At 43.8% G+C, this 22518-nt stretch carries 43 protein-coding genes and 1 tRNA gene; all 44 read right to left on the bottom strand.

Annotated elements, in window-relative coordinates; translation table 11 throughout:
• Positions 1-135: 135 nt before the first annotated feature.
• A complete protein-coding gene (locus CZ379_RS06730; protein WP_110930960.1) occupies positions 136-465 on the bottom strand; it encodes a hypothetical protein in 330 nt (109 codons plus the stop codon).
• A gap of 48 nt (positions 466-513) precedes the next feature.
• Positions 514-945, bottom strand: a complete 432-nt coding sequence (locus CZ379_RS06725) for a phage tail tube protein (RefSeq protein WP_110930959.1) — start codon at positions 943-945, stop codon at positions 514-516.
• The gene (locus CZ379_RS06720; protein WP_110930958.1) at positions 942-1331 is read right to left on the bottom strand and encodes a DUF3168 domain-containing protein; all 390 of its coding nucleotides are present in this window, start codon (positions 1329-1331) and stop codon (positions 942-944) included. Before CZ379_RS06720 ends, CZ379_RS06725 begins: the two co-directional genes overlap by 4 nt.
• A gap of 4 nt (positions 1332-1335) precedes the next feature.
• Positions 1336-1782: an HK97 gp10 family phage protein gene (locus CZ379_RS06715; RefSeq protein WP_110930957.1), complete on the bottom strand. Its 447-nt coding sequence runs from the start codon at positions 1780-1782 to the stop codon at positions 1336-1338.
• Positions 1782-2117, bottom strand: coding sequence for a phage head closure protein (locus tag CZ379_RS06710; RefSeq protein ID WP_110930956.1), 336 nt, complete (start codon positions 2115-2117; stop codon positions 1782-1784). Before CZ379_RS06710 ends, CZ379_RS06715 begins: the two co-directional genes overlap by 1 nt.
• A 5-nt stretch (positions 2118-2122) precedes the next feature.
• A complete protein-coding gene (locus CZ379_RS06705) occupies positions 2123-2413 on the bottom strand; it encodes a head-tail connector protein (RefSeq protein WP_110930955.1) in 291 nt (96 codons plus the stop codon).
• On the bottom strand, positions 2394-2582 hold the full coding sequence (locus tag CZ379_RS06700; protein ID WP_110930954.1) for a hypothetical protein: 189 nt from the start codon (positions 2580-2582) through the stop codon (positions 2394-2396). Before CZ379_RS06700 ends, CZ379_RS06705 begins: the two co-directional genes overlap by 20 nt.
• A gap of 57 nt (positions 2583-2639) precedes the next feature.
• Positions 2640-3827 carry a phage major capsid protein gene (locus CZ379_RS06695; protein WP_110930953.1) on the bottom strand — a complete coding sequence of 396 codons (1188 nt, stop codon included), beginning with the start codon at positions 3825-3827 and terminating at the stop codon, positions 2640-2642.
• A 38-nt stretch (positions 3828-3865) separates the two neighbouring features.
• Entirely contained in the window at positions 3866-4501 is a 636-nt protein-coding gene (locus CZ379_RS06690; RefSeq protein WP_110930952.1) for an HK97 family phage prohead protease, read from the bottom strand.
• Positions 4422-5753, bottom strand: a complete 1332-nt coding sequence (locus CZ379_RS06685; RefSeq protein WP_110930951.1) for a phage portal protein — start codon at positions 5751-5753, stop codon at positions 4422-4424. Before CZ379_RS06685 ends, CZ379_RS06690 begins: the two co-directional genes overlap by 80 nt.
• 9 nt (positions 5754-5762) lie before the next feature.
• Positions 5763-5942, bottom strand: coding sequence for a hypothetical protein (locus CZ379_RS06680; protein WP_110930950.1), 180 nt, complete (start codon positions 5940-5942; stop codon positions 5763-5765).
• Between the two features lie 4 nt (positions 5943-5946).
• Positions 5947-7716 (bottom strand): terminase large subunit, encoded by a 1770-nt coding sequence (locus tag CZ379_RS06675; protein WP_110930949.1) that lies wholly within the window; start codon positions 7714-7716, stop codon positions 5947-5949.
• Positions 7709-8299 (bottom strand): P27 family phage terminase small subunit, encoded by a 591-nt coding sequence (locus CZ379_RS06670; RefSeq protein ID WP_110930948.1) that lies wholly within the window; start codon positions 8297-8299, stop codon positions 7709-7711. The genes CZ379_RS06675 and CZ379_RS06670 overlap by 8 nt, the downstream gene beginning before the upstream one ends.
• A 190-nt stretch (positions 8300-8489) precedes the next feature.
• Complete coding sequence (locus CZ379_RS27145) at positions 8490-8747, bottom strand: HNH endonuclease (protein WP_199925503.1); 258 nt, start codon at positions 8745-8747, stop codon at positions 8490-8492.
• 234 nt (positions 8748-8981) lie between these two features.
• Positions 8982-9152, bottom strand: a complete 171-nt coding sequence (locus tag CZ379_RS26000; RefSeq protein ID WP_199925502.1) for a hypothetical protein — start codon at positions 9150-9152, stop codon at positions 8982-8984.
• 36 nt (positions 9153-9188) lie between these two features.
• On the bottom strand, positions 9189-9581 hold the full coding sequence (locus tag CZ379_RS06660; protein WP_110930946.1) for a hypothetical protein: 393 nt from the start codon (positions 9579-9581) through the stop codon (positions 9189-9191).
• A 143-nt stretch (positions 9582-9724) separates the two neighbouring features.
• Complete coding sequence (locus CZ379_RS06655; RefSeq protein WP_199925501.1) at positions 9725-10120, bottom strand: sigma factor-like helix-turn-helix DNA-binding protein; 396 nt, start codon at positions 10118-10120, stop codon at positions 9725-9727.
• Positions 10076-10195: transfer RNA gene (locus tag CZ379_RS25995), tRNA-OTHER, on the bottom strand. Before CZ379_RS25995 ends, CZ379_RS06655 begins: the two co-directional genes overlap by 45 nt.
• A gap of 553 nt (positions 10196-10748) precedes the next feature.
• The gene (locus CZ379_RS06650; protein ID WP_234404843.1) at positions 10749-11198 is read right to left on the bottom strand and encodes an ArpU family phage packaging/lysis transcriptional regulator; all 450 of its coding nucleotides are present in this window, start codon (positions 11196-11198) and stop codon (positions 10749-10751) included.
• Between the two features lie 298 nt (positions 11199-11496).
• Complete coding sequence (locus CZ379_RS06645) at positions 11497-11703, bottom strand: hypothetical protein (protein WP_110930944.1); 207 nt, start codon at positions 11701-11703, stop codon at positions 11497-11499.
• Positions 11687-11887 carry a hypothetical protein gene (locus tag CZ379_RS06640; RefSeq protein WP_110930943.1) on the bottom strand — a complete coding sequence of 67 codons (201 nt, stop codon included), beginning with the start codon at positions 11885-11887 and terminating at the stop codon, positions 11687-11689. Before CZ379_RS06640 ends, CZ379_RS06645 begins: the two co-directional genes overlap by 17 nt.
• A 297-nt stretch (positions 11888-12184) precedes the next feature.
• Positions 12185-12562, bottom strand: a complete 378-nt coding sequence (locus CZ379_RS06630; RefSeq protein WP_110930941.1) for a BC1872 family protein — start codon at positions 12560-12562, stop codon at positions 12185-12187.
• Positions 12559-12993, bottom strand: coding sequence for a hypothetical protein (locus CZ379_RS06625; RefSeq protein WP_110930940.1), 435 nt, complete (start codon positions 12991-12993; stop codon positions 12559-12561). The genes CZ379_RS06630 and CZ379_RS06625 overlap by 4 nt, the downstream gene beginning before the upstream one ends.
• The gene (locus CZ379_RS25990; protein ID WP_199925500.1) at positions 12986-13126 is read right to left on the bottom strand and encodes a hypothetical protein; all 141 of its coding nucleotides are present in this window, start codon (positions 13124-13126) and stop codon (positions 12986-12988) included. The genes CZ379_RS06625 and CZ379_RS25990 overlap by 8 nt, the downstream gene beginning before the upstream one ends.
• Positions 13127-13307: 181 nt before the next feature.
• On the bottom strand, positions 13308-13436 hold the full coding sequence (locus CZ379_RS26930; RefSeq protein WP_267890458.1) for a hypothetical protein: 129 nt from the start codon (positions 13434-13436) through the stop codon (positions 13308-13310).
• A 172-nt stretch (positions 13437-13608) separates the two neighbouring features.
• Positions 13609-13863, bottom strand: coding sequence for a hypothetical protein (locus tag CZ379_RS06620; RefSeq protein WP_110929726.1), 255 nt, complete (start codon positions 13861-13863; stop codon positions 13609-13611).
• Positions 13864-13913: 50 nt separating this feature from the next.
• Positions 13914-14171 (bottom strand): Lar family restriction alleviation protein, encoded by a 258-nt coding sequence (locus CZ379_RS06615; protein WP_110930938.1) that lies wholly within the window; start codon positions 14169-14171, stop codon positions 13914-13916.
• A gap of 17 nt (positions 14172-14188) precedes the next feature.
• Complete coding sequence (locus CZ379_RS06610; protein WP_110930937.1) at positions 14189-14425, bottom strand: hypothetical protein; 237 nt, start codon at positions 14423-14425, stop codon at positions 14189-14191.
• Between the two features lie 16 nt (positions 14426-14441).
• A complete protein-coding gene (locus CZ379_RS06605; RefSeq protein ID WP_110930936.1) occupies positions 14442-14717 on the bottom strand; it encodes a hypothetical protein in 276 nt (91 codons plus the stop codon).
• Positions 14714-15184, bottom strand: coding sequence for a hypothetical protein (locus CZ379_RS06600; RefSeq protein WP_110930935.1), 471 nt, complete (start codon positions 15182-15184; stop codon positions 14714-14716). Before CZ379_RS06600 ends, CZ379_RS06605 begins: the two co-directional genes overlap by 4 nt.
• A 5-nt stretch (positions 15185-15189) precedes the next feature.
• On the bottom strand, positions 15190-15408 hold the full coding sequence (locus CZ379_RS06595) for a hypothetical protein (RefSeq protein ID WP_110930934.1): 219 nt from the start codon (positions 15406-15408) through the stop codon (positions 15190-15192).
• A gap of 17 nt (positions 15409-15425) precedes the next feature.
• The gene (locus CZ379_RS06590) at positions 15426-16235 is read right to left on the bottom strand and encodes a DNA adenine methylase (protein ID WP_234404842.1); all 810 of its coding nucleotides are present in this window, start codon (positions 16233-16235) and stop codon (positions 15426-15428) included.
• Between the two features lie 24 nt (positions 16236-16259).
• Positions 16260-16571, bottom strand: coding sequence for a hypothetical protein (locus CZ379_RS06585; protein WP_110930933.1), 312 nt, complete (start codon positions 16569-16571; stop codon positions 16260-16262).
• Between the two features lie 11 nt (positions 16572-16582).
• On the bottom strand, positions 16583-16768 hold the full coding sequence (locus tag CZ379_RS06580; RefSeq protein ID WP_110930932.1) for a protein NinF: 186 nt from the start codon (positions 16766-16768) through the stop codon (positions 16583-16585).
• A complete protein-coding gene (locus CZ379_RS25985) occupies positions 16761-16934 on the bottom strand; it encodes a hypothetical protein (RefSeq protein ID WP_199925499.1) in 174 nt (57 codons plus the stop codon). Before CZ379_RS25985 ends, CZ379_RS06580 begins: the two co-directional genes overlap by 8 nt.
• A 12-nt stretch (positions 16935-16946) precedes the next feature.
• Entirely contained in the window at positions 16947-17795 is an 849-nt protein-coding gene (locus tag CZ379_RS06575) for a hypothetical protein (protein ID WP_110930931.1), read from the bottom strand.
• Between the two features lie 158 nt (positions 17796-17953).
• Positions 17954-18604 (bottom strand): hypothetical protein, encoded by a 651-nt coding sequence (locus CZ379_RS06570; RefSeq protein WP_110930930.1) that lies wholly within the window; start codon positions 18602-18604, stop codon positions 17954-17956.
• On the bottom strand, positions 18594-19136 hold the full coding sequence (locus tag CZ379_RS06565) for a dUTP diphosphatase (RefSeq protein ID WP_110930929.1): 543 nt from the start codon (positions 19134-19136) through the stop codon (positions 18594-18596). Before CZ379_RS06565 ends, CZ379_RS06570 begins: the two co-directional genes overlap by 11 nt.
• Positions 19137-19363: 227 nt before the next feature.
• Complete coding sequence (locus CZ379_RS06555) at positions 19364-19912, bottom strand: RuvC family protein (RefSeq protein WP_110930927.1); 549 nt, start codon at positions 19910-19912, stop codon at positions 19364-19366.
• Positions 19909-20097: a hypothetical protein gene (locus CZ379_RS06550; protein WP_110930926.1), complete on the bottom strand. Its 189-nt coding sequence runs from the start codon at positions 20095-20097 to the stop codon at positions 19909-19911. The genes CZ379_RS06555 and CZ379_RS06550 overlap by 4 nt, the downstream gene beginning before the upstream one ends.
• A 208-nt stretch (positions 20098-20305) precedes the next feature.
• Entirely contained in the window at positions 20306-20545 is a 240-nt protein-coding gene (locus CZ379_RS06545; RefSeq protein ID WP_110930925.1) for a hypothetical protein, read from the bottom strand.
• Between the two features lie 9 nt (positions 20546-20554).
• The gene (locus tag CZ379_RS06540) at positions 20555-21289 is read right to left on the bottom strand and encodes a DnaA ATPase domain-containing protein (protein WP_234404841.1); all 735 of its coding nucleotides are present in this window, start codon (positions 21287-21289) and stop codon (positions 20555-20557) included.
• Entirely contained in the window at positions 21249-22091 is an 843-nt protein-coding gene (locus tag CZ379_RS06535; RefSeq protein ID WP_110930923.1) for a DUF4373 domain-containing protein, read from the bottom strand. Before CZ379_RS06535 ends, CZ379_RS06540 begins: the two co-directional genes overlap by 41 nt.
• Positions 22088-22507: a hypothetical protein gene (locus CZ379_RS06530; protein WP_110930922.1), complete on the bottom strand. Its 420-nt coding sequence runs from the start codon at positions 22505-22507 to the stop codon at positions 22088-22090. Before CZ379_RS06530 ends, CZ379_RS06535 begins: the two co-directional genes overlap by 4 nt.
• Positions 22508-22518 lie beyond the last annotated feature (11 nt).

Below are 22518 nucleotides of genomic sequence, written 5' to 3'. Positions count from 1 at the left end.
TGTATGCCTGTATGTGTAAATTAAGTTCATGCGGCGTCAACTCGTCGTATTCACTAAGCGACAATCCGACTGCAAACGCCGCCTTTTTAGATTCCTGCCAATCAAATTTTGATTTTGTGCCGGATTCTTCTCCGGCTACTGCTGGTTTCCCTCGTCACCCATTCCGCCGAAAGCAACAGCAAAAGCTTCATTCATTTTCTGCATTAGATATGGGTATGAAGGTGCATGATCGAGGATATCCTCCATCATTTCAAGTGTGAGTGTTTCCCCGTTGTCGCTGGCATCCTTGGACAAACCGTAGAAAAAGACTTTTTCAATTTCCTCCAGATTCAATTCATCCCCGCCGATATCCTCTACGCTTTTTCCCATTAGCGCGGACATCTTCTTAAGCGCTTTATGTCCAAAACGCAGTTCTCGCGGTCGATCAAGCTCAACAATTACAACATCGTTTTTATCTGTGCTCAAATTAAAGTCCTCCTATCAAAATAAGCCGGGGATCATATCCCGACTTTGTTATGGTGTTGGTGTAATTTCCAAAACAGGCTTTCCAGATACTTTAATTGTTATTTCAAAACTAATAGCATCCTCCAACTCTGCCGAGGTTTGATAAGCAGTTACAACGCCCTTAAATATCCACTTAGCTCCCATCTCTGCTGGAAACTCTATTGTAAAGTCCTCAGTTGTACTGTTTTCTAATGCATCATATACAGCCGCTTGTCCAGGGTCGTCCGGGTTAAAGAAACCTGATGCGGATACCTCGCCGCCATCCTTAAACCCGCCGATAAACTCACGGTATTCACCATCGCTGTCCAAGGTCGTTACGTCAATTGTCTCCTGGGACATAGACGGGGAAGAAATAGAGGTCAGGAATCCGATAGGTACTGCCGATGCTGCATCACCGATTTTTAACTTCGTTCCTAGTGCTCTTTGTGTCAATTTGATCACTCCTTAAAATGTGCTTTGTAGTCTATTAAGCATCTATAGAGATTTACTTGCGCTTCGTATAGTTCAACTGGCTTTTCATAGATCATTTCATTGATATAAGGGCCGCCCGTTCCGATTTCTCGTTGACTCATGCTAACTAGCAAATCAATCACCTGGCTAGTTATTTGCTTCATGGTAGAATACCTAGGAGCGATTATGTTGATTTCTCCTTCAACTGATTTGTCAGGAAGGTAACCGTTTGTAACGGTGTTTACCCTCAAACCATCAGATGATGTGTAGATGATATAGGGGCTAGTTGTTTTTTCTGGAGCGGTGAGTGGATAAACCCTGTTCTCAACCTCGGGGACTGTTTTAAGCTCCATTGTCAGCGCGGCTTCAAAATCCACTCCATCACCCCCTCAAAATCTTTTCTACTGTAACTTTGGCTGTATCTATGACTTTCTTTTCGATGGTATCTACGTTATCTGTTATGGATTTACGAAGATAGCGATAACCCGGTATATATCCACCATCAGCCGTGAGAAAACCATACTCTTGTGACGCGGGGTAATAGTATCTCTTGCCGTCCGCTGTGGTTTTAACAAAAATATCATTCTTGGCTGGATCCATCATGACATCATAAACAGCTTTCCCAGGCTTCACTCTACGTTCTCGCTTTAGGATCATCCCTGATTTTAGGTTACCTTCATCAACTGGAGCGTTCGCTCTAGCTGCTCTTAATGCGATTGTGGCGCCAGCTCTAGCCGACTTTGTCGCTACGGTCTGAGGAACTCTCTCAAGCTTCTTAAACATCGCTTGAAGCTCTTTCATTCCTTCGATCTTAGTCCCTCTAGCCATCACTGACGCTCCTTACACATGAGTTGTAATTCTTTTTTAGCTAGATGCGGATGTATGATGTAAAGTATTTCAAATGTTTGATCCTGGTACTGTGCAAACATCGTTCGATCAACGTCTTTCCTGTAACGAATGCGTATTCTCGTTGTTACCTCTGCATTTTCTTGTTTCGCAGCGTACCTGTCTTGGCCTCTTAACGGTTCTATTGCCGCCCATGTAGTGCAAACGGGTATTAGATCATCCAACGGTTCGCCGTATTCGTCCACATCATCCACTCCTGGTGGGCGCAGGAACTCCACACGCTTATCAAGGCGATTTACTAGTAACTTATAACTCATTTAAATCACCCCGTATCTGTAGGATCGTAGGCGTTTTGTAATTGCGTCATAATGGATTGAACTGTGAACCTTACCTTTTCCGATGGTTGCTGGCCTATTAGATCTCGGTTTTCGTACCAATCGGCGCACAAGACAAGGCAATATAGCTTTGCAAGTTGGTTGGTGCCGTCGAACTCTACGTCCACAGCATTGTGTAAGTATGTTTCCGCCGCACCTTTAAGGATTTCGACAATGTCATCCTCGTCATCGTCAACTCGCAGCCACATCTTTGTTTCTTCAAGCGTCAGTATCGCCATTTGCATCAGCGCCTTTCTTTACGCGCTTCGGCTTTCCTACGACTTCTATAAACCCTAATTTTGCTAGATATTTTACGCGCTCTTTATTGGTCTCTGGATATTCATCGCCGATTTCATAGCGCTTATAGTTTTCAAAACGCTCTCTAAATGCTTGAATGACAATCGCCATAGGTATCACCTCCGAATATTAAAAGAGGCCGATTTCTCGGCCTCCTAATTCCTCAAATTATGGCGTTGGCGTTAGATCAATCTGACCAAATACAACCGCCTTGTCGTCCCACTTCACATGATCATCACGCATCAGCAAGCGCATTTCAGTCGTGTCTCGTCTCCACGCATCCCCGCCCTCGCGAGTAGATGCCAATTCGAAGAAGCGGCGATTGAACAGTACTTCAAATTGATTCATATTACCGATTACCAAAGGTGCTTGATCGCCTGTTGTTGCAAGCAAGCGATTCGGCACAACCTCAATTGGTCGCCCTTTGAATAGTTTGCGCCCGGGCTTTGTAATATCCTCTTGCAAAATAGGTTTGCCGTTTCCGTCTTCTTGGTTATCCAGCCAATTAAATCCATCCTGATTTGTCAACAACATAGATGTTAAGCTGATCGCTGGGTCAAGTCCTACATTTAACACAGTATTAATTGCTTTAACGTCCGCCAGCGTTTGCGGCGGTAGCGTTCGTAATAGGTTAATAATGTGATAGTTGCGGGTAAACGCTGCTTTTCTCGCCATCCAGTTCACGACGTAATCCCACAGATTCACATCATTGTCAGCCAACAATTCGTTGGTAAGCGGCAAATAACCAGCACGCTTTTTTACTTTGTAACTTACTGGTGTGAATTTCGGGTTGTCCGTTTCCTGAATGATGCCGTACTCGTCCACGTCCGCCAAAGGTGTCATGTCTTCGTCTTTTTCTAGGACACGCGTACCCGAAAGCGTGGTTACATTTTGGATATTTACGTATTGAGCAAGGTCGCCGTGCGCACGCATTAACGCATTAATTTTTGTTTGAATATCTTGCGGCACAAGGATACCTACATCACCGTCAGTGATAGCTGGTACTGTCCCACCTTCATTCATCAATGCTCGTTTCTCGTATTCGGCAATAACGCTGCGTTGTTCTTCTGATACTTTTCTTCGCCGTATGCCACGCAACACCAAACCTGTATATTCCTGTTCCAGTTCTTTCATGTCACGTTCTTCGATATTACCTACATCGTTCAACTCTTTTCCGCCAAGCCCCCGCGCTTCTGTCTCCTCCAACTCGCGTTGCAAATCAACTTTCGTCTGCAGCGAACGAACTTCATCCATTTTATCCTTAGCTTCTGCCGTCTTATCTTCGGCCAAAAGCGTTCTTACTTCTCCTTTTGCCCCTTCAAGTTTTTGCAAGAGTGCACGTAATTCCTTAGTCATTTGATCACCTCATATAATTTTTGGGAAATAAAAAGAGCCTAACCAATTAGGTCAAGCTCAATAAGTAACTTTTCTTTTAATTGTTGTTCATCCGCTGATCGCTTTTCCGACTCTTTAAATTCAGCTAACGATCTAGTTGCTACTTCGTTCGCAGGATACGCAGGGAAGGCAACGGGGCTTATTTCGTATAGTTCGGCGCTTAAGATGTTGCGTTTGTATAGGCGATCATTTTCTCGCTTCTCGCTTGACCACTTATCCTTGGTTACTTTCATCCCGAAACTAACTCCATCAACATCGCCTCGCTGGATAAGCTCCCAAGCATCGTTTCCTACGGTTGTATTTGGGATATCAAGTTCAAAACGTAATTCGTTTTCCATATTGGTCAAACGAAGGGTTCCTGATTTTGTGTTTCCTAGCACCTGTGCAGTGTCATGACTCCACAACCCCACAACGTTTCGAGCGGCCAAACTATCCTTGAAAGCCTCTTTGTCAATCGTCTCGATGAATGAATCGCCCCAATAATCTCGCATCTCAGCACTTTCCGTGCTATATTTAATCGCCCCAGTGATGGTTCGCTTCCCCTCTTCACCTTCGCTATTCCTCACTTCCAAAGTTATCGGAAGCGCCCGAACTTCCTTCTGATCCGTCATCCTCTTCTCCTTGTCCAGTTCCATCACCCCCTTTCTTATAAGCAGCTCCAGCTTGTGTAATTGGAACGTAGCTTCCGTTTACAAGAAGCTGGTCGCCTCCTTCCTTAGGTGGAAGATTCTCAAGCGCACGCGACTCATTGGGTGTAATAAATCCTCCTTGGACTCCCATGCGGTATGCCTCGTATCGAGTCTTAAGGTCAGCCCGAAGGATTGCATCGACATTAAACCGTATAAACACCCCAGCGTCGATTTCTTCGTTCAGAAACAACTTCCAAGTTAACTCCTGCTCGTAACCAGTCAATTTGGGTTGCAAGGTATCCGTGTAAAATTCCCTTTGCGTTTCCGTCACATTGGCATACGTAGCCCTGGACAGGTCGTTTAACTGATGCATTTTAACCCCATAGGCCGCTGCAATCTGACGAATTGTTAGTTGTGTGTTCTCTAAAAACTGTGCATCCACTAGGTTTAGTGCGATTTGTTGATACTGGTACCCAATCGGCAAGAGAGCCACGCGGTGAGCATTGTTTAGTCCGCTAGCCATAGATTCGAATTTATCCCGGAAGTTTTTCTTCGCTTTCTCGTCTAGATCACCAACGTACTGCACAATACCACGTGCTTGTAGACCCTGCTTGAAAAATTTATTGACAAATTGACTCGCAGCGCCTCCATTTTCAAGCGTCCCCTTAAGGTAGTCCAAGGGTGATAAACCCACGATTCCATCAAGTGTTACTCCACCTTTAAAGTGAAGAACTTCATGTGGTGTTAATTTCCGCTGTTCATATCCAAGGTTAACTTGATATGCCACGTTAGAACGGTTTGTAACAAGCCCACTAGCCGCCGTATCATCATCTACTACTATCTTGACTAGATTAGTATCCATCGGCCATAAACCCACGATTTGACCTTTTCGATTAAACTCAATCGACGCATAAGCATTTCCATATAAATCATTTTGAGCTTCAATACACTTCCAGAAATCATAAGCGCTCATATATGGGTTTGGTCGCAGTTTAAGCAATTGATGCACAGGATGCTTCGCTGATCGCTGCACCCCGTTTTCGTCTTCCTGGTATACCTTGATCGGTAGTTTTGCGACAGACTCAGACAGAATTCTAATACATGCATATACAGTGTCGATTTTGAGGGCATTCTTTCCTTTAACATTGATACCGTCAGGATCAACACCAAGAACCTCAAGTAAGCGCCTCTCATCTACATTGAGTTCTAGAACCTCGCGCTCTCTCTTTTCGGTTTTTACTGCTCGTCTGAAAAGCATTTATATCCATCACTCCTTTTTTGGCGGCTGCCGAGCAATGGTTAACCCAATGACGGCTAATGTCACTCCTAAAGAGTACATGCCAGCCGTTTGATGAAGTTGGAATGTCGCCACGTTAATTAACGCCATCCCAGCAAGGATGAAAATGTCTTCCGCAAAATCCCGTAGTAAATAAATAATGTTTCTCAAATCCTCACCCCCAAAGTTTGTCTAAGAAATCAGATTCAGCAAATTCCGAAACATCAACTTCACTTTCCACCATACTTAAAGTAAGCTTGTGCGCATCAATAACAGCATCCACAGGGTCGATTCGTTTTCCGGGTTCGCCCTTCACGATCTTAATTTCTCCGAAACTGTTACTTTCCGTCTTAGCGTTCGCTATACTCCACGACAGAAGTTTTTCGCCCTTGTTATAGATCACGTTTCCAGCTTCGACTTCCAACTTAAAATCGACAGTGGCATCATTCAGACTGCGCGCGCTTTGTTTTATCTCGATGCAATCAACACCAAACGTTTCATCCAAGTCAGATAAAAAAGCATCCGCATTATGAGGGTCATAAGCGATGCCTTTGAGTTGTAGATCGTATTCGTCTATAAGTCCTTTGAAGTAACTGAGAATATATTTGTAGTCTGTTTTTACGCCGCCCATTGTTTCCGTGGGCGTTAACAGTCCAGCCCTGATCCACATGTCGTAAGGGGCATGGTCTGTCCTAACGTGCTCAACTACTCGCTTCACCGGGATGAAACTATGTGAATGAATGAAGTATTTTCTTTCCCCATCAATAGTTAACGGGAACTCCAATACCCCGGATGTAAGGTCACCGCCACTCGATAAATCAAGCCCTAAATAGCAATCTTGACCTCGAACATCTTCTAGTGTCATGTCGGATTCGCAATTCTTCCAATGTTCAAGATTCATGTACTGATCATCTGCGAACTGCACCCACTCATTAAGCGACTTGGTCATAAAGTTTCGCAGCTCAGCGCCTTGCATTTCCTTTGCTTTGATAGCATCAGTACGAAGGCTGATTAATGTTTGGTCAGTCCAAAGCGGATTAGCCTTGCCCCAGTTGTCCTCATCCCATAGATCGTCTTCCCTATCAAGTTCACAGATGAACACGAACTGAGTCTCGTCAACAACCACTCCTGCAAGTATCTTTTTGCAGTATTGATATAGCTCGTAACAGGGCCCATTAAGATCAAATCCAGCCGTTGTAATAACGGATATAAGACACTGCTTGAGCTTCTTCGTACCGTCCGACAGGAGCTTGTACATCTGGTTATCCTTATGCAAGTGATATTCGTCGACGCTGGCAAAGTATGGTCTAAAGCCGTCTATCGACTTAGTGTCACGACCAAGGGCTCTTATTTCACCTTTTGAAAGGTTACATTCGATCTTTCCTGCATATTCTTTTACTGTGAATAGCCCTTCTTCGTATTTACTACCACTCAGTTCAGGATCTGCATCTATGAACTTAATACACTCTTTTAGAACAATCCTAGCTTGTAACTCTTTTGTAGCTGTACAGTAAACCTGCGGGTACTGATACTCGTCAAAATTACCATAGTATTTAGCCGGTATTGCATTTCCAATAGACTTACCATTCTGCCTAGCAACTTGTACATATGAAGTGCGGAACCGCCTATAACCATCAAGCGTTCTCCAACCATGCCACGATCCAAATATAAAATCTTGAAATCCCCATAGAGTTAATGGTTTAGGTTCTTCACCTTCTGCTAATGTCAGACTTTCTGCAAACTCAATTAATTCATGTCCCGCTGTCGGATTCCATACATAAGGAAAATCATCAGAACCCTGCCTTTCGAGATCATTCAAATGTCTTTGACAGGCTTGTATTTCAGATTGCCCTACACGTCTATTCAGTCGTCCGTTTACCACATCAAGAGCGTACCTAGTAACTCTATCATCGTAATCTAAGACGTTTAAAGGATAATTATCCAATGCGTCCACCACCGAACTTACTAAACTTGCTTGGTGGTTTTTCTTCCTTCTTAGGTTTAGGTACGTTCTTCACTTTAGCAAGTGGGTTCAGGAATAAACGATCCTGCATTTTGATGAGCATGTCCATCTTTTTGTTGATGGCTGTTTCTATTCTCAGCAATCCATCTACGGCAACCATCGCCCTCAATTGCTTTTTAACACGGGTATTAAACTCTTCACTTTCCTCGATATATTCATCCAATTCAACGCTGTTATAAGCGATTTTATCGATAGTTTGGTACGATTTTAACAGTCTTTCATACTCAGAATATGTCTTACAATAAAGTGCCAACATGCTGACATCAGAACTCGTCAACAATTCAATCCCTTGTTTGGCAGCCTCTCTATATTCTTTCAGAAACTGTTTCCAATACGCGAAGGCTATAGTGTCATCTTTCACGAATGACGGGGGTTTCAAGCGATCTAGTTCTGTCTTCCCAAGCTTAACTTCACTTTCCAACCTAGCTGCGATTTCTTCCTTTGTGAGTCGGTTTGGATTCCCCTGCGCAAGTTGCAGAGACACTGGTTTTGCGTTCCTTCCCACAGGGTTCACCTCCTAAAAAGTCATTGAAAAATTCAAAAAACGAATTTATGCGTGAAAAAAGGGGGGACGCGGTCTTCGGGTTGCCCTTCGAAAACTTTTTGCCCCTCCCCCTCCCTCTATTTTCCATTTTTTTCTACTCTATTTTTACCCTATTTTGATTTCATGCTTTACCGCTGTAAAGCGTTGTTGGTTAAAGTTTGCTATGATCAATCTTAGTATGGCACCTATTACACAAGCTTTCCATGTACGCCACAACAAGGCGCAGCTCCCAATACTCTCTTATGGGCTTCTTATGGTGTACCATGTCTGCTGTCTTGATGCGGCGTTCTCTTAAGCACTGCTGACATAGTCCCTTGTCCTTACGTAGTCTCTCTACCCTTGCTGCCTTCCACTCTTTGGAGTTATAGAACTTCTTTGCGTCTTGGTCTCTTATGTGTTGGTCATACATTCTATTGCGCGTTGCCTTATCCTCTGCTACAAAATCCTTGTGTTCTGAGCAGTACCTTCCCTCTGTCAGTCTCTTGCATCCAGACTTGGAACAGAATCGTTTAAGAGCCATCGCGTCCATCTTTATCCTTGATGCTTGTTGTAGGCTAAAAAGACTAAAGCGGCCACATTCATGGAAAACATCGCACCAGCTATAATATCAACCAACCTTATCACCCCATGTTAATTACTATTGTTAGAACATCATCGTCAGGAGCTTATACGTTCCCGCTACAGCTAATACAGCAATGCACATAAAGATAACCATTCCACACCATTCTGCGGCGTAGCTTGACACCGTTTCTTCCTTTTCCGCTTCTCCTTTTGGCTGGTGTCCTGGTGGCGGAAGTACTGTTGGTTTTTTCATCACCTTCACCCTCTCATATAAAATAAAAAAGCCGCCTTATTGGCGACCACCCAATTCCCACATAACTACATCTTCAGGAGTTAAACACCCAGTTTTTAATTGTATTTGCCATACTCCATTTTGACTTCCATCTGCATAATAATAGGGGAACGGGCGATATCCCAGCTCCTTGCATTTTTCTATACTCTTCTGGTCAACTAGCGCATGAGGCGGAGACTCATATCCTTTCCATTTGCCAACTTCATTCGTCCACTCAATGATTTTACCAGCTTGACCATGCCCGCAACAACACCCCAAAGTAATAACGCCGTTATCGTTTAAAGATTGAATCTCATCTGCAATGCAATCATCCACCGGTACGGACAAACTTCCGGAGACCGATCGACGTTTTTTTAACTTAACAAGTCGGGTTGTTCCGTGGGTACACATTCAAACACCACCTCGAATGACATTCAACTTTGATTTAATGAATTCCCATAATGTAAGCACGATTAAACCAATCAATACCCCAGGTATAAACCATAGTTTGTGATACCAAGGCATTTGGTTTAATATCGCATGTTCAAGTCCCATCACGCGCTCTCAACCTCCTCTAGGCGTTCAGATAAGGCTATGATTAATTTGTTTAAGGCACTCGCCTTTATCCTTCTCGCGGTTCTATCGCTCACACCCAGTTCGCCAGCTATTTCCCATTCGTACCAGCGTTTTTTACTCATGTAGGCTAATTTAACCACTTGTTCCTCTTCATCGGTTAAAGTATCTATCGCCTGCTCTATTAGACTAGCTATAGGACTGTTTGCAAACTTGTAAGCGTGATAGCGCTCTAGTTTTTTCGTAAGCTGCTTTTTATCGATATTAACCACCTCCGAAGAAACAAAATTACCGCCCCCAAAGGAGCGGCCAAGAAAAAAGGTTAGAATTAATGATGTGGGCAGGATTCGAACCTGCACGGATAGATTTGTACTCACGCTACCAGCCAAATGACTGACTCAACGTACTATCCACTGTGTTCCTTGTTGCGTCTACCATTCCGCCACCACATCGATAACGAATGAGCCTCAAGGCAGAACCTTTCCTCCCAGGAGCCGCGCCGACCGTGAACCCCACGATCCTTCCCATACTCGCCGTATATCGCTTTCTGGATTATCACTCTGGTGCTGCGGAATTTAACTCCCTGCCCATATACAAGGGCGTTCTGTTTCGTCCTCTCTTGGCTTATATGTGAATCGTGCCCAGGTAAGCCTAGTCACGTTATCACCGTATGTGCCCCACACCGGACAATACGCGCTCCTGTCGTACCATCCGGGCTTCGGGCTTGTTAGCCACACTACACAAGTTACTATTTCAACTGCTGCGTGTAGCTATTAATTGATTGATTACACCTCCCGAATGAGTTTGCACACTACATATCGGATTTTACATAATCAATCGTGCTGGGAAATGATAAGGAACTTTGCACCGAATCCTTTTACCGTCCATGCGGGTATCCAGGGCATTCATGCCCTATCGGTGTCCTTTGGTCAATCTCCCACACTATCATTGTACCATGGTTAATTTCATAAAAACTGACTTGGTACTGACAAAAAAGGGCCATTTTTATTCTTTCAGCTTAATTAGCCTTAACGATGTAGCTAAGCGGTATATCGCAAAGGATTTGATGCGCTTATAGTGCCTGTAACTGTATCCTATTTCATCTGCTATTTCGTAATCCCACTTTTCTTCCCCGTCCGCCTCCAGGTACTTAGTGCGTATTAACTTCTGTTGCCGCTGCGGTAGTCTACTAACCGCTCTCTCTACCCGTTCTATGTGCCTCTTGCGCCGCTCCTGCTCGTCTGTGTTGTATATTGCTATGTCGCCTGTTTGATCACTTGTAGTGCCTGTGTAGCCCCTTGGCATGTCGCTGTATTCTGCTGTCGTTGTCGGCTCGATTGGGACAAACTCGGTTATGCTGTACTCTCTTGCGTCATTTAAGTATTCTTCCACCGCCGCTGTTGTTGCCTTTTCATCTACCTCGTAAATACCCATTGTGAGTTGTTTTGCTCCCATCGTCTCACCCCCGTTTGTACTTTTTTACATGTTTATTGATACAACAGTCATTTTTCTGGTCATTTACTTGTATTATACTACATATCGCTAAACAATCGGAATGATAGATGATACAACAACACCTCTTATATCAGCGTGTTCAGCAATAGCATCTTGTAGGATTTTGTAAGTTCTTTGTGTTACCGATCCTGTCACAGCTGCTGACATTCGTCCAGTTCTCAATTCTCCATTAACGACATATGAAAAATTAACAACCGACTGTATACGTAAATGCCTATTTAATCCTCGTCTCACTCTCTTACACCTCCTCCAATAAATCAAACAGCTCCACTTGCCCCTCTGCTGCATATTCGGACTTGTCCACGATTAGACCCTGTTCTAGCCATTCTTTCGGCGCTTCCTTGGCATAGTGAGGCCGAATCATCTCGCCCGCTCGGGAACGTTGCGGATTCTCCTTCTCGGCCTTCTCCGTCCACACCCAATACGATTTAGCTGATATTTTCATATGGTTTTTCCCCGTAAAGTAGTTTTAATGTTTTTTCTGCCTTGTAAGCCATACGCCACGGTATAGATGATGTGCCACGGTCTTTACCTTGTATCCATATCTCCTCTAAAGCTTCACGCAGCGCTCTCTCTCGCTGCTCCGGCGTTTCGTTTGGTATTTTTACCTCTCTCCACCATTGAGCCATGTTTATTCCTCCCCTGGTAGGTTAATAGGTGCGTAATGCGACACTGTGTCATCAAAACCGTGATCTGTCCACCAAAGCAACCTGCCGTTAAATGATACTCGTAACTCCGCCTCCATCGTTTTTGATCCTATGCACACCAGAAACGTCTTCCCCAACTCTGGCGGATTCTCTGGATCGTATTTCTGCCACGGTATTTTATATATCACTGTATCTGTGTTGTTGTTTTCATAGCATTCGTCGCATAACTCCTGTTCGTGAGGCGCTTCTTTCATTCCACAATCTACACATCTCATATATCTATCCCTCCAATACAGCTAATAAAGCAGCCTTACAACGTTGCGCCGGGGTTGCGTGGATAAGTGCAAGCAAGTTATCTGAACATTCTGTTATAAAGTCATCAAGTTCATCAGGGAGATTCACCCTTTTTCCGCTTACTACTTCCGCTAATGACATCGCATATGAAAGTCGGTATGTTTCAAGAATACGCGCCTCCACTTCCCATGCTGCGGATATGTCGGAACTGTACATTTTAGGGAAACTTGCCATGTTGTTTTTTCGCACATATGAGTCATTTCCCCTGACTCTCTCGTATCCCATTACATCCGTAGCAATCCAGGCATCACGTTCGCGCGGTGTCATGCCTTCCCATTTGGCTTCGATCTCTTCACGTGTCATGATTCATCCTCCTCAAATGCCGCATTGATTGCAGCGTTGATGATCCGCGCCTTATCAGGAGTTAATTTCCCTTCTATGGAGGATATGATCTCAGGTCCTTCCTTCTCTGGATAAAGGGATGTCAACGTTTTAGACAAATGTCTTGTCACAACGTCTAGCGCATTCTCCGCATCACCCCATTGCGATTTTTCGTTGATTGCCTCTTCTATCGCTTCACGTAGTTTCTTTTCCCGGGCTTCTGCTGCGCTTAGATCATCATTAAGTCCTTTCGCGACTGCTGCCCATCTCTTTCTGCCCCTTAATTCAACGCCGTATTGTTGGAGATAATAGGGAAGCATTTTAGCAAACTCCGTTAGGTTGTATGGCATGTCGCTGTTTCCGTACTCTTTGACCAGTTCTTTATCCTTATGCCAGTCTCTAACCTCAGTCATGGGATACCTCCTTAAAGCTGTCACAGCAGTAATCGTCTGCAACAATTACATGTTTTTCATCGACCATACAAACCATTTCGTCATTATCGTTCGAAGCGGCATGTATGCATTCCAAACACTCTCTTTTATCCATTACTCTCTATTCCTCCCTAATCTCTTTCAACTCGTCCTTTAGCGCGTCAGCACATCTGGCACATAGATAAAAACAGCCGCTAGTTCCATACGATATTTCAATCACATAATGCGAGAATCTAAAACAGTTATGGCAATTACATTGACGATCTACTGTCACTCTCATTACTCTCTTACCTCCCCTACTCATCATCTTCGTCATCGTCCGGAATCATTGCGCCGCAATCCTGGCATTCATATATCCCTTGATTCCAGTGTTTTATATCGCCGCCGCATACAGGACACACACCTTCTTCTAACAGCTCGTTCATATTCTTACCTCCCCTAATAGCTCTGGATTGTCAAAGCGTGTGCCTATCACTTCGCATTCTTCACTGATATATTCAGGATCTTCATAGATTGGTTGTCCTCCTAAAGTAAATGCACCATTATCGGCCCCCGCTTCGCTGGGTATTGCGGTCGAGTCGAGGGCCTTCGGCTGTTTTACTCTATATCGCTTACAGATGCCGTGTAGTAGTTTTCAATTACTGCATATGCTGAAGAAAGAGTTACGAGACACTCTTTAGGTATAGTCCTTTCAGTCCAGACACAAGGCTGAATTTTAACGTCAGCCACTTCACATTCTCCGTCTTCGTACTGATCTTTAACTGTATTGATAAAGTCTTCTTTGTTCTCAAATTCTACTGCTCTGCCATATACAAAATCGCTCTCTTCCGACCAAATCAATTCTTTTGCCATACATTTTATCTCTCCCTTTGGTTTATTGGCCCCGAGGCCGTAAGGTGACATTACCCTTGTCGTTTATTCCAAGCTTCAGCAGCTTCCTTTCGGCTATCGTACAGATACACGCCTATTGCAGCCCCGTCGATTTCATAGTTAGCTATTGGGCAACCTTCATTTTCTTCGTGAATGTGGAGGATACGGAATGCCAGCCCTGACCACGGATCGTTTTCGTATTCATCATCTCTATCATTTCCTTCGTGATCAGTTACACCAAATTTCGCTTCTCCGCCGCAAAACGGGCATGGTTTAAGATATTCTTTCATATTTTCATCCCCTTTACTTATTGTGTCTCCCCTTCTATAGCCGTATAGGGGCTAAAAGATCCGCTTAAATTTAATGAGAATATCTTCTTTCCTGCATCCATCTGTACAATTCCACCTCCGCTAGAATAAGCGGATGTAACCGTGCCAATTGAACCGGATGGTAAAGTTATTTGGTCGGGGTCGGTGTACTTCTTGGGGAACATGTGGAAGCAGTCTATGTCGGCATTCAGTACAACGCGATCTCCTTCTTTCATTCCTTATCACCTTCCCTCAATAATGTTGTAGTGCCCCTAGATCGATCCCCATCAAGCTCCAATTGTCGTCTAGCGTAGGAACAACCTTGCTTATGATCATCTTTTCCACCGTCTCAACTGGAATTGGATAGGTTGAGGTATTTTTGTAGTAATGCGGCATTGCCTTTATCGTTTCTTCGCTGTAGATCCCAGCCTGATTTAAGTTGTTGGTGTATCCGCTGTTATCTGGACGCCACCAAACGTACTCGCCTTTTCCTTCTGACCACTTAAGACTAAGAATGTAATAGTTCATTCCTTATCCCCTTCCCCTAAAGCAGCGTTAGACTCATTTAAAACATTCGTTATCTGCTCTTGATATAGCTCGTAAGGTGTAACGTCTCTTAATTCCATGAGATAGTTCTGTTGTATTTCTAGCGCTTTACGTAGATTGGCGATTTCTTCTGCATTGTCCGCCATCGTTTCATGTGCGCGAGTTATATTGTTGTATGCCTCGTGCTTCAAAGCGTATTCACGCTGTATGATTGCGTCCTTCTCGGTAAGCTGCCGCTCTGCTTCAATGGCTCTACGGAGCGCATGAGGAGCTACAACGTCATGCACCATGTTAACGGGCCCCCTCGGATCTTTAGGTATGATTGTCAGTACCTTCAAATCCGCTTCTAAATCGCGTTTTTCTTCCTCCAGCGGCTTCCCCTCTACATAAGCAAATAACTGACCTAACCCCGGTAATCCTACATGTGCATAGCTTCCTTTTTCAGACATCCTTTTCACCTCTCCCCTCTAACCTTTTTGAGATATTCCGTAGCGAAACCACCACTAAAACCATCCAGACGCACTACTTCCGATCCGCACAAATCCCAAGGCTCAGATTCTACCGTCCATACCTTATCCTTGTATTTTTCTTTCCGCGATTCATAACAGGTGTGCATCACCACTTGATCGCCGGGTTTTAATCCTGATTTCTTATACTTTGGTTGTCTTTTCATTTCTTTACCTCTCCCCTCTAAAATAGAGTTAGCTGGCCATTGTCAAAATTCATAATCAAAAGCTCCTCTGCCTTGCCGCCTACATTTTGATCGCCTACAGCCTGTTTGAATGCTTCGTGACGCTCGATATTCCAATTCCCATACAACTCATGGATGATCGGATCCTCGTAATACGAGACAATCACTTTCGCTTTGCATTTATTCAACATCTCACCTAGTTCATAGTGATCATTTAGAGCGAAACCACCAGCATAGAATTTTTCACGCCCAACGTATGGAGGATCCACATAGAACAGCGCTTCTTCTGAGTCGTATTTCTCGATTATTGTTCTAAAGTCCAATCGTTCAATCATTACGCCTTTCATTCTTTCAGCGAATTCCCTTATTCGTTGGCAAGCGTTCGCATACCCCTTTGATGGATTTTGACTTGATGTTGTTGAATGTCTCCATCCTGTCCGCGGCACTTGTTCCGCGTTTCCTTTCGAGATGGCCGAGCGGTTGAGATAAAAGAATCGGACTGCCTTTTCTAACGGATCCGAAGGGAGCTCCTCGCGCCGCCACTTCTCATAAAGCTCTCTGCTATAAGGAAGCGCAGCGCATTTTTCAATCAATCTTTCCGTATTCTCTATGCTTTGCATAATGAAGTTCACAACAATCCCGTCTATGTCGTTGTACACTTCGTGGTTGATTCTTGGCTTTTGGGAAATCACGTGCGCAGCTCCGCCGAACGGTTCAATATAAACCTTATGAGCTGGCATTTTGTTAATGATGCGCTCGGCTTGCTTCCCCTTTCCACCAAACCAAATCAGTGGAGATACGACGCTCACGTTCTTCTCTCCCCTCTCTGTTGTTTATTCCCCTTTCAGGTGGGATAAAGCAGAATCAACGAGTTTATAAGTTTCTGTCTTTCTCATGTGTGTGCATAACTCATTCCTTTTTATGAGCTCCAACAGTTGTACGTGATCGCTTTCCATGTCCATCTCAATCCGCTGATATGATTCAATCAATTTACCTTGTGTCTCTATGATCGTTTGTAGTCGTTTATATTCGGATAGGAGCGCTCTTAACGCTTCTGTCGGAACCATTGTTGCGCTGCATGTATTTCTTTCTGCATATTCTGTTAAGTCTTTAACTTCTTGTATCCGGTCTATATGGTTACTCATGGGTATCCCTCCTAGTAATAGACTCCTACTAATTTCCCGTAGCAATAACTGCCACATGTACCCCATTTCCAGTGATATTCATTCAGCACATCAAGTTTTTTTCCGCACTGTTCGCAATGGAGTAAGTCTTCTCCTGATTCCTTGTAATGTTGAATTGCAGCCTTTTTTCGCACTTTCTTCCGCTGCCGCTTATTCATCCTCTTTAGCCTCCTTGAAAATGATGTAAAAATAATCTCCGTCCTCTGTAGCAGCTACTTTAATATCTTCGACCATTGCCGTTGGATGATCATTTATCCATCCTCTTACCGATCCAGCGCCTTTGAGAGCGTCTGATATTTTGATTTCACTTGCTTTACCTAACATGCTCAGTCCTCCTTAATCAACAAATACAGTTTTATCCGTTACTTGATCATTGCTCGTAATGGTGATAATGGACTGATCGCCTGGAATGATGCTTAAAGTTTCAATGGTGTAATCTTTTATCACTTTGAATCCACTTAGATTGCCTGATTCATATATCAATCGTTCCCCGTCCCAATTCCACGCCTCGTTGAACTGTGGGTATTGCGAAGATTCATAATTAACCTTGGATGGTGCTACGGTTTTCAATTTCGCCCTTCTTCCCACATAACTAATGCTTTGCTCCTCGCTAGGATAAGTTTGGATATATTCTTGATACCTTACCGGCATAACTTCCTTCAGGTGCGAGAGAAACAAGGGAACAATCTTGTTTTGATAATCTGTTATTTCTCCACCAAAAACCGCTTGTGGTCTAAACAGGCATATCTTCCGAATCAGTTCCACCGTGAAATACCGTTCTTGTATAAATGCTCCGTCACTTGCGAATAGAAAAGGAGATTCAACCTCATATCCTTCCTCTTCTGAAATCTTGATATGAGGGTAAGGAAATACCACATAACCATTGACCAAACCCAACTTTCTAGGTGGATAATTCAATTTTCCATAGCATTCATGACCCTGCCATTGAGCCTTGAATTCTCCGTATTTCCTCGCTCGGCTGGTATACCCCGTATGAGTCGTATTTCGTCCGAATTTACACCCCATACCGCCGAAGCTCCGCACTCTTAGACATTGATTATTATTGTAATAAGAGCATTTGCTGTGTTTATCGCAATGTATGACACTGGCTTCCAGCGGCTTTTCTTTGCCCCCGAACAACCCTTTTCCACCGTATAACCCGACATGAATAGTCTCTTTATCCATCTTTTTCAACCTCCTATTCTTCCCCGAAAACTCAGCTTTACATTTGCGCGCGTCCTGGGAGCTTGTTTAAGCCCCTCTAAGTCTCTACCCTTCCATTTATACTCATTCGATCTGTAAGTCGCTAGAATCAGCGTTCTTGGCGCTCAGACGGCGTGTTATTAATATCCTGTGTCTTGGCGTTTGTGGTTTAATAATTCAAATGTTGTTGCATATTCGTCATATTTGGTTTTTGAACCACGTCTGATAGTTGTTTGTTTTTTCGCCTTGTCAGATGGTATCCAATACAACTTTTCGACTTCTCCACTTTCGTTAAGCCCAATACACAAAAAGTAATCTATCTGTTGTTTTGATCTTGTATTAAATGTCCATGTTTTTCCTTGATTTACTGGGTTAGAGACTTTTACATTCACTCTATATCCGTTAAATATCAAATCGAATGGAGATCGCCAGTCCATTCCTGAAAAATCCTCGGCCCCTTCCAAAAAATCAAGACATTTCAATTCCCAATACCTACCTGTCCTTTGTTTTGGTTCAGCAAGCTCTTCCTTAGGTATGGTTGAAGCTTTTATTTTCCTCAGCATGTTGTAAACTGCGACTGGAGTAATACCATATTTCTCCGCCAACTTCGCCCCACTTCCAGCCTTTTTGTATTCATTTTCGATTGTATTTCGATTTAGAAAAAACTTATTACGATGAAAATGACCGACTTTATATTTAGGCTTTTTTGATGGATATTGATGTCTTGGTGAATAAGGTATTTCCTCATCGCAACCGCATTGACATATATATATTGGCCTCTCAATACCCATTGTCTTGCCTCCTATGATTTTCCGAATTTTTGCTCATGTATGCCTCTTCGATCTGTTCCCAAGTGAAGCCAAGCATTTTACCAAGTCCAGCGAAGCTATTGAACATCCCCTCATAATTCCAAGAGTCAGGGGTGTAAGAAAATTCGCTTATCTTTTCAAAAACTGAGAGAAATGTATCGGTAGTTGTTGCGTCCACCACTGCTACAAATCCGAATTCATAAATATCGATTCCAATTTCAATGCCAATCGACAAAATGAAGTGTAGGCAATCAATGTATTCTTCTAGGAGTGGGTAGGTTGTGTATTCAAATGGACCTCCGGGATTGGCGAATGCAATTGAATTTTTTATATATCGCGGCTGCTGGTCTTTACTCCAATACTTGAAACCTCGCCATTCATTTGCGCATTCTCCTAGCTCCACTTGCAACGCTAGAATCTTTTGCGGCAATAAGTCCTGCCCTTCCAGCCCGTGTTGCTTTATAATCCTCTCGTCTAGTTCTCTTTGCATGTTGTATAGTTTTACAATGTCCATGTTTATCTCCCTTTCCAAAAGTTACGTTTGATATTTCGCCAGATGTTCTTCGCCTCTGCCTTGTACATTGGAATGAGAGCAATTGACATAATTCCAATTACTACATTCATCCCAGCAATCACCGCCGATTCCTTATTCAAAAACACGCCCAACACGAACATGTAGAAACTTACTGGTATTAAGGCTAAACCCAAGCAAACGAGAAATCTTATAACCATCTGCATGCTTTACACCGCCTTCTTAGATTTCTTCGATTTTTCTTTCGTTTCCTGAGGCTCTAGGATGGCTTTTACAACCTCTTTCTGCTGTTTAGTATCTGCTGTGTCCATTCGCACCGCCCGTGCGATCTGAGCTAAAATAAATGCGTCTCGCACGTTGTCTGACTTATGCTCGTATCCCCACCGTTTATACAAGGGTAAAATCATCTCGCTTTTGTGAGCATTCCCTTTGCCCGTTGCATACTTTTTGACTTGGCTCGGTGTTGGCTCGATCCAAACCATCCCACGCTCGATCAATGCAAACCTAATCGCATATCCGATTCCGTATTGCGTGCTAACCGCTTGCCCTTTGGAGTTGAAGGAGAAGCCTTCCACGCAAACTAGGCTATCTTGCTCTAAATAGTTAACTATCTCTTTTCCGTATTTCCTTATCTCAGCTACTGTCGAGTGCATTCCGGTTTCGAGTGTGATCTCTTCCTCGCGAATAACGTTGCCTAGTGCATCTAACTCCACAACCCCGGTATTTGTACTCGGGTCTATCCCTACAAAACGTGTCATACAATCCTCTCCCCTTTTGCCATCTGCAATTTCTTATGAAAAACCCGATCATTTGCCAGAATCTTTCCGCTATAGAATAAGTTCGTTTCTTTCTTGATATCCGCATGACACTGTTTACACAAACCCATCATCGCCCATGTTTTCGTTGCAACCCCTCTGCACTTCGGCATCTTACAACGGTTCATGTCCTCGCCCTCCCTTTACGCCATTCTTCCTAGTAATCCGCCGTCTCGTGGTTGTATCAGATCACGCTTCGATTGATCTATTGCCAGTATCAAAACCTCGTCTGGGTCTCGACCTAAGACCTCGGCTATTTGGCGTATACTTTTCCCGTCATCCCACATGTTGCGGAAATTGCTAACCTCCGTCCTGTCCCAAACAAAATTTAGTTCTTCACAGGCTAAGTAAATTTTCCTTCGGGATACGAACTGTGTTTCCATCCTGTAACCTGTAGGCAATTTCCGCACCCCTCTCTTTATGCAATATCTCTGCTGTAGCTCTTATCCGTTCATCCCAGCTCCGACTTGTGTCCTGGGCTACTTCTTCCGCATCAAATCCAAATGCTTCCCGTCCCCGGCGAACAAATTCCGCAAAGTCCTTGTCGAACAATTCGTAATCGTCAATGTGTTCCATGGTTACCTCCTATTGCAGTCTGTAATTTAGCTCTATTCCACCTGTTAGGGTTACTTTGTAGTCTCGACACATTTCGTTTATGCGGCTGCCTATCGCTTCGTCCATTTGGCATAACTGCGATATAGTCTTTTCCGAACTGATCAGGATAGGCTTATCTTCTAGATAGCGATAATTGATAATTGCGAATAGCTGTTCAAGTTGGAATCTAGTAGGCCGCTTTTCAGGAGTGTTGTCTTGTCCTTTGAAAAGATCATCCAGGAAAAGCACGTCCGCTTGTTGCAGAACCCGGATTCTATCGTCAAGAGAATCCAGATTGTTGCGAAGCTCGTTGAACCCCTCGACCCAAGGGAAGTAAATCACGCCCACTCCTTTTGAAATCAAGTTGTTTGATATCGCCATGAGAAGATGTGTTTTTCCACATCCGGGGCGACCAAGCAAGGCGACGCTCCCTTTTTCCTCTCGCTTCGGATACCCCTTAACGTAATTCCAAGCTGCTTCATACGCTTGCTTCACGGTCTCCGGTCTGCCATCTAGCTTGAAACTGTTAAATGTCCTAGATTGGAATTTTGACGTTATCTTGCTAGACTTCATCAGGCGTTCAGCCCGGCGTTCCTTTTTACACTCGCAATCCATCGCATATTCCGATCCATCCTCACGCCGTTTTAACACGACCTCTTCATCCCGGCATATCTTGCATTTGTAATCAATGGGTGCCTGTTCTGTTTTGGCGGTCGAGGAAATCAAACTCGCTCTCTTCCTGATATCCTCCAGATTGAACCCCTTCATCACTTCTTTGAAGCTCTCCAACCCCGGCCCCTCCTTCCAGGTAATCTTTGTATCTTCCCTCATTCAAAAAGGTCTTGGCATGTTTTATATATCGCTGTTCTGTTTTAAGTCGCTTGCATTCTGCCTTGTAATTCTTAGCGCATTGAATAATGACAGCGTGGTCTTCGCCTTCTTTGACTATTTTGTTGAATGTCTTTGCTGCATCTTGTTTTTCTATCTTGCGAGGATATTCAGTCCAGAAAGATTCAAATTCAGGCGTATATATATCTTTATTACTTTCTTTTCTTTTACTTTTATTTAATTTACTTTCCTTTCCTTGCATTCCATTAGCACTGCTATTGCTATGCATTTGCATACCTTCTGCATTTTCTTCACCATCACTAGTTGGCTGCTTTCCCTTGTTCCATCTAGCTTTAGCGGCCTTTCGGCGCGCCTCAGATAATTGCTCTCGAATATCCATTCTGCGAAGTAATGAGGCGCTCCAAAAATGTGTTTCATCTGCTTCAAACAGTTCAAATTCATGTATGCAATCATGCACAAATTGTTCAACCTTTGTGCTATCAGTCTGCAATTGCAATGCAAATGCATTAAAAGTGTATTTCGAATGCATATCTAGCTTGTAGCCTTGGGATTCTCGCATCATTTCAACTAGCATCCAGTACCAGCCGTAACCTTCCGAACCATACACGCCACGCATCGCGGTAATCTTTGGATCGTGTCGCGCATTGCTGTCATGCGAAAAGTAGTAAGCTTCTTTCATGTCACCACCCGCTCAGTCGCTTTATTCCGTAACTCGCTCAAAATTTTGCTTGTGTCTTTGCCATCTTTCATATTTTGCAAATAGATTAGTAGCCGCGGCATCCAGTATTTCTTATTGGAATGCACCAAATCGTGCATTTGAGTGGATAGCAGCACACAGTTCCAAACCTCGTACTTGCCACCACCTCCGCCCATGCCGCTATATTTAACCCGGTGCAAATGTAGTCCGGGGCCGGGCTTGCCGCTAAGCAAGCACCAATTCCCGTCGCGCTTCTTTACCACTGCCCGTACCTGTTCCTTTGTAAGCTCCTTGTCCTCGTTTTTATTCTGCTTCCGGTCTCGCAAAGGCGTTTTAGATTCGCGCCGCCTACCTAATTGCTGTTCTTTGGAATATGAGTTGAGACCAAAGTCAAACATATGATCACCCC

The sequence above is a fragment of the Paenibacillus bouchesdurhonensis genome (assembly GCF_900155685.1).
Classification (GTDB): Bacteria; Bacillota; Bacilli; order Paenibacillales; family Paenibacillaceae; genus Fontibacillus; species Fontibacillus bouchesdurhonensis.
The sequence above is the reverse complement of the archived record's forward strand: the minus strand, read 5'-3'. Positions and strand labels throughout refer to the sequence as shown.

What these genes read in the sequence shown, in the direction of transcription:
- CZ379_RS25990 (WP_199925500.1), bottom strand. Translation starts at nt 13,126, where the DNA reads ATGGATAAAAGAGAGTGTTTGGAATGCATACATGCCGCTTCGAACGAT.
- CZ379_RS06640 (WP_110930943.1), bottom strand. Translation starts at nt 11,887, where the DNA reads ATGGCTCAATGGTGGAGAGAGGTAAAAATACCAAACGAAACGCCGGAG.
- CZ379_RS06575 (WP_110930931.1), bottom strand. Translation starts at nt 17,795, where the DNA reads ATGGATAAAGAGACTATTCATGTCGGGTTATACGGTGGAAAAGGGTTG.
- CZ379_RS06705 (WP_110930955.1), bottom strand. Translation starts at nt 2,413, where the DNA reads ATGGCGATACTGACGCTTGAAGAAACAAAGATGTGGCTGCGAGTTGAC.
- CZ379_RS06630 (WP_110930941.1), bottom strand. Translation starts at nt 12,562, where the DNA reads ATGACACGTGAAGAGATCGAAGCCAAATGGGAAGGCATGACACCGCGC.
- CZ379_RS06610 (WP_110930937.1), bottom strand. Translation starts at nt 14,425, where the DNA reads ATGAAAGAAGGAGATCGCGTTGTACTGAATGCCGACATAGACTGCTTC.
- CZ379_RS06530 (WP_110930922.1), bottom strand. Translation starts at nt 22,507, where the DNA reads ATGTTTGACTTTGGTCTCAACTCATATTCCAAAGAACAGCAATTAGGT.
- CZ379_RS06660 (WP_110930946.1), bottom strand. Translation starts at nt 9,581, where the DNA reads ATGTGTACCCACGGAACAACCCGACTTGTTAAGTTAAAAAAACGTCGA.
- CZ379_RS06715 (WP_110930957.1), bottom strand. Translation starts at nt 1,782, where the DNA reads ATGGCTAGAGGGACTAAGATCGAAGGAATGAAAGAGCTTCAAGCGATG.
- CZ379_RS06710 (WP_110930956.1), bottom strand. Translation starts at nt 2,117, where the DNA reads ATGAGTTATAAGTTACTAGTAAATCGCCTTGATAAGCGTGTGGAGTTC.
- CZ379_RS06570 (WP_110930930.1), bottom strand. Translation starts at nt 18,604, where the DNA reads ATGGGTATTGAGAGGCCAATATATATATGTCAATGCGGTTGCGATGAG.
- CZ379_RS06595 (WP_110930934.1), bottom strand. Translation starts at nt 15,408, where the DNA reads ATGAAAAGACAACCAAAGTATAAGAAATCAGGATTAAAACCCGGCGAT.
- CZ379_RS06700 (WP_110930954.1), bottom strand. Translation starts at nt 2,582, where the DNA reads ATGGCGATTGTCATTCAAGCATTTAGAGAGCGTTTTGAAAACTATAAG.
- CZ379_RS06650 (WP_234404843.1), bottom strand. Translation starts at nt 11,198, where the DNA reads ATGGGAGCAAAACAACTCACAATGGGTATTTACGAGGTAGATGAAAAG.
- CZ379_RS06605 (WP_110930936.1), bottom strand. Translation starts at nt 14,717, where the DNA reads ATGAACTATTACATTCTTAGTCTTAAGTGGTCAGAAGGAAAAGGCGAG.
- CZ379_RS06580 (WP_110930932.1), bottom strand. Translation starts at nt 16,768, where the DNA reads ATGAATAAGCGGCAGCGGAAGAAAGTGCGAAAAAAGGCTGCAATTCAA.
- CZ379_RS06625 (WP_110930940.1), bottom strand. Translation starts at nt 12,993, where the DNA reads ATGACTGAGGTTAGAGACTGGCATAAGGATAAAGAACTGGTCAAAGAG.
- CZ379_RS06645 (WP_110930944.1), bottom strand. Translation starts at nt 11,703, where the DNA reads ATGAAAATATCAGCTAAATCGTATTGGGTGTGGACGGAGAAGGCCGAG.
- CZ379_RS06620 (WP_110929726.1), bottom strand. Translation starts at nt 13,863, where the DNA reads ATGGCAAAAGAATTGATTTGGTCGGAAGAGAGCGATTTTGTATATGGC.
- CZ379_RS06685 (WP_110930951.1), bottom strand. Translation starts at nt 5,753, where the DNA reads ATGCTTTTCAGACGAGCAGTAAAAACCGAAAAGAGAGAGCGCGAGGTT.
- CZ379_RS26930 (WP_267890458.1), bottom strand. Translation starts at nt 13,436, where the DNA reads ATGAACGAGCTGTTAGAAGAAGGTGTGTGTCCTGTATGCGGCGGCGAT.
- CZ379_RS06615 (WP_110930938.1), bottom strand. Translation starts at nt 14,171, where the DNA reads ATGAAAGAATATCTTAAACCATGCCCGTTTTGCGGCGGAGAAGCGAAA.
- CZ379_RS06555 (WP_110930927.1), bottom strand. Translation starts at nt 19,912, where the DNA reads ATGACACGTTTTGTAGGGATAGACCCGAGTACAAATACCGGGGTTGTG.
- CZ379_RS06550 (WP_110930926.1), bottom strand. Translation starts at nt 20,097, where the DNA reads ATGAACCGTTGTAAGATGCCGAAGTGCAGAGGGGTTGCAACGAAAACA.
- CZ379_RS06585 (WP_110930933.1), bottom strand. Translation starts at nt 16,571, where the DNA reads ATGAGTAACCATATAGACCGGATACAAGAAGTTAAAGACTTAACAGAA.
- CZ379_RS06545 (WP_110930925.1), bottom strand. Translation starts at nt 20,545, where the DNA reads ATGGAACACATTGACGATTACGAATTGTTCGACAAGGACTTTGCGGAA.
- CZ379_RS25985 (WP_199925499.1), bottom strand. Translation starts at nt 16,934, where the DNA reads ATGTTAGGTAAAGCAAGTGAAATCAAAATATCAGACGCTCTCAAAGGC.
- CZ379_RS06690 (WP_110930952.1), bottom strand. Translation starts at nt 4,501, where the DNA reads ATGGAACTGGACAAGGAGAAGAGGATGACGGATCAGAAGGAAGTTCGG.
- CZ379_RS06695 (WP_110930953.1), bottom strand. Translation starts at nt 3,827, where the DNA reads ATGACTAAGGAATTACGTGCACTCTTGCAAAAACTTGAAGGGGCAAAA.
- CZ379_RS26000 (WP_199925502.1), bottom strand. Translation starts at nt 9,152, where the DNA reads ATGAAAAAACCAACAGTACTTCCGCCACCAGGACACCAGCCAAAAGGA.
- CZ379_RS27145 (WP_199925503.1), bottom strand. Translation starts at nt 8,747, where the DNA reads ATGTATGACCAACACATAAGAGACCAAGACGCAAAGAAGTTCTATAAC.
- CZ379_RS06600 (WP_110930935.1), bottom strand. Translation starts at nt 15,184, where the DNA reads ATGTCTGAAAAAGGAAGCTATGCACATGTAGGATTACCGGGGTTAGGT.
- CZ379_RS06565 (WP_110930929.1), bottom strand. Translation starts at nt 19,136, where the DNA reads ATGGACATTGTAAAACTATACAACATGCAAAGAGAACTAGACGAGAGG.
- CZ379_RS06535 (WP_110930923.1), bottom strand. Translation starts at nt 22,091, where the DNA reads ATGAAAGAAGCTTACTACTTTTCGCATGACAGCAATGCGCGACACGAT.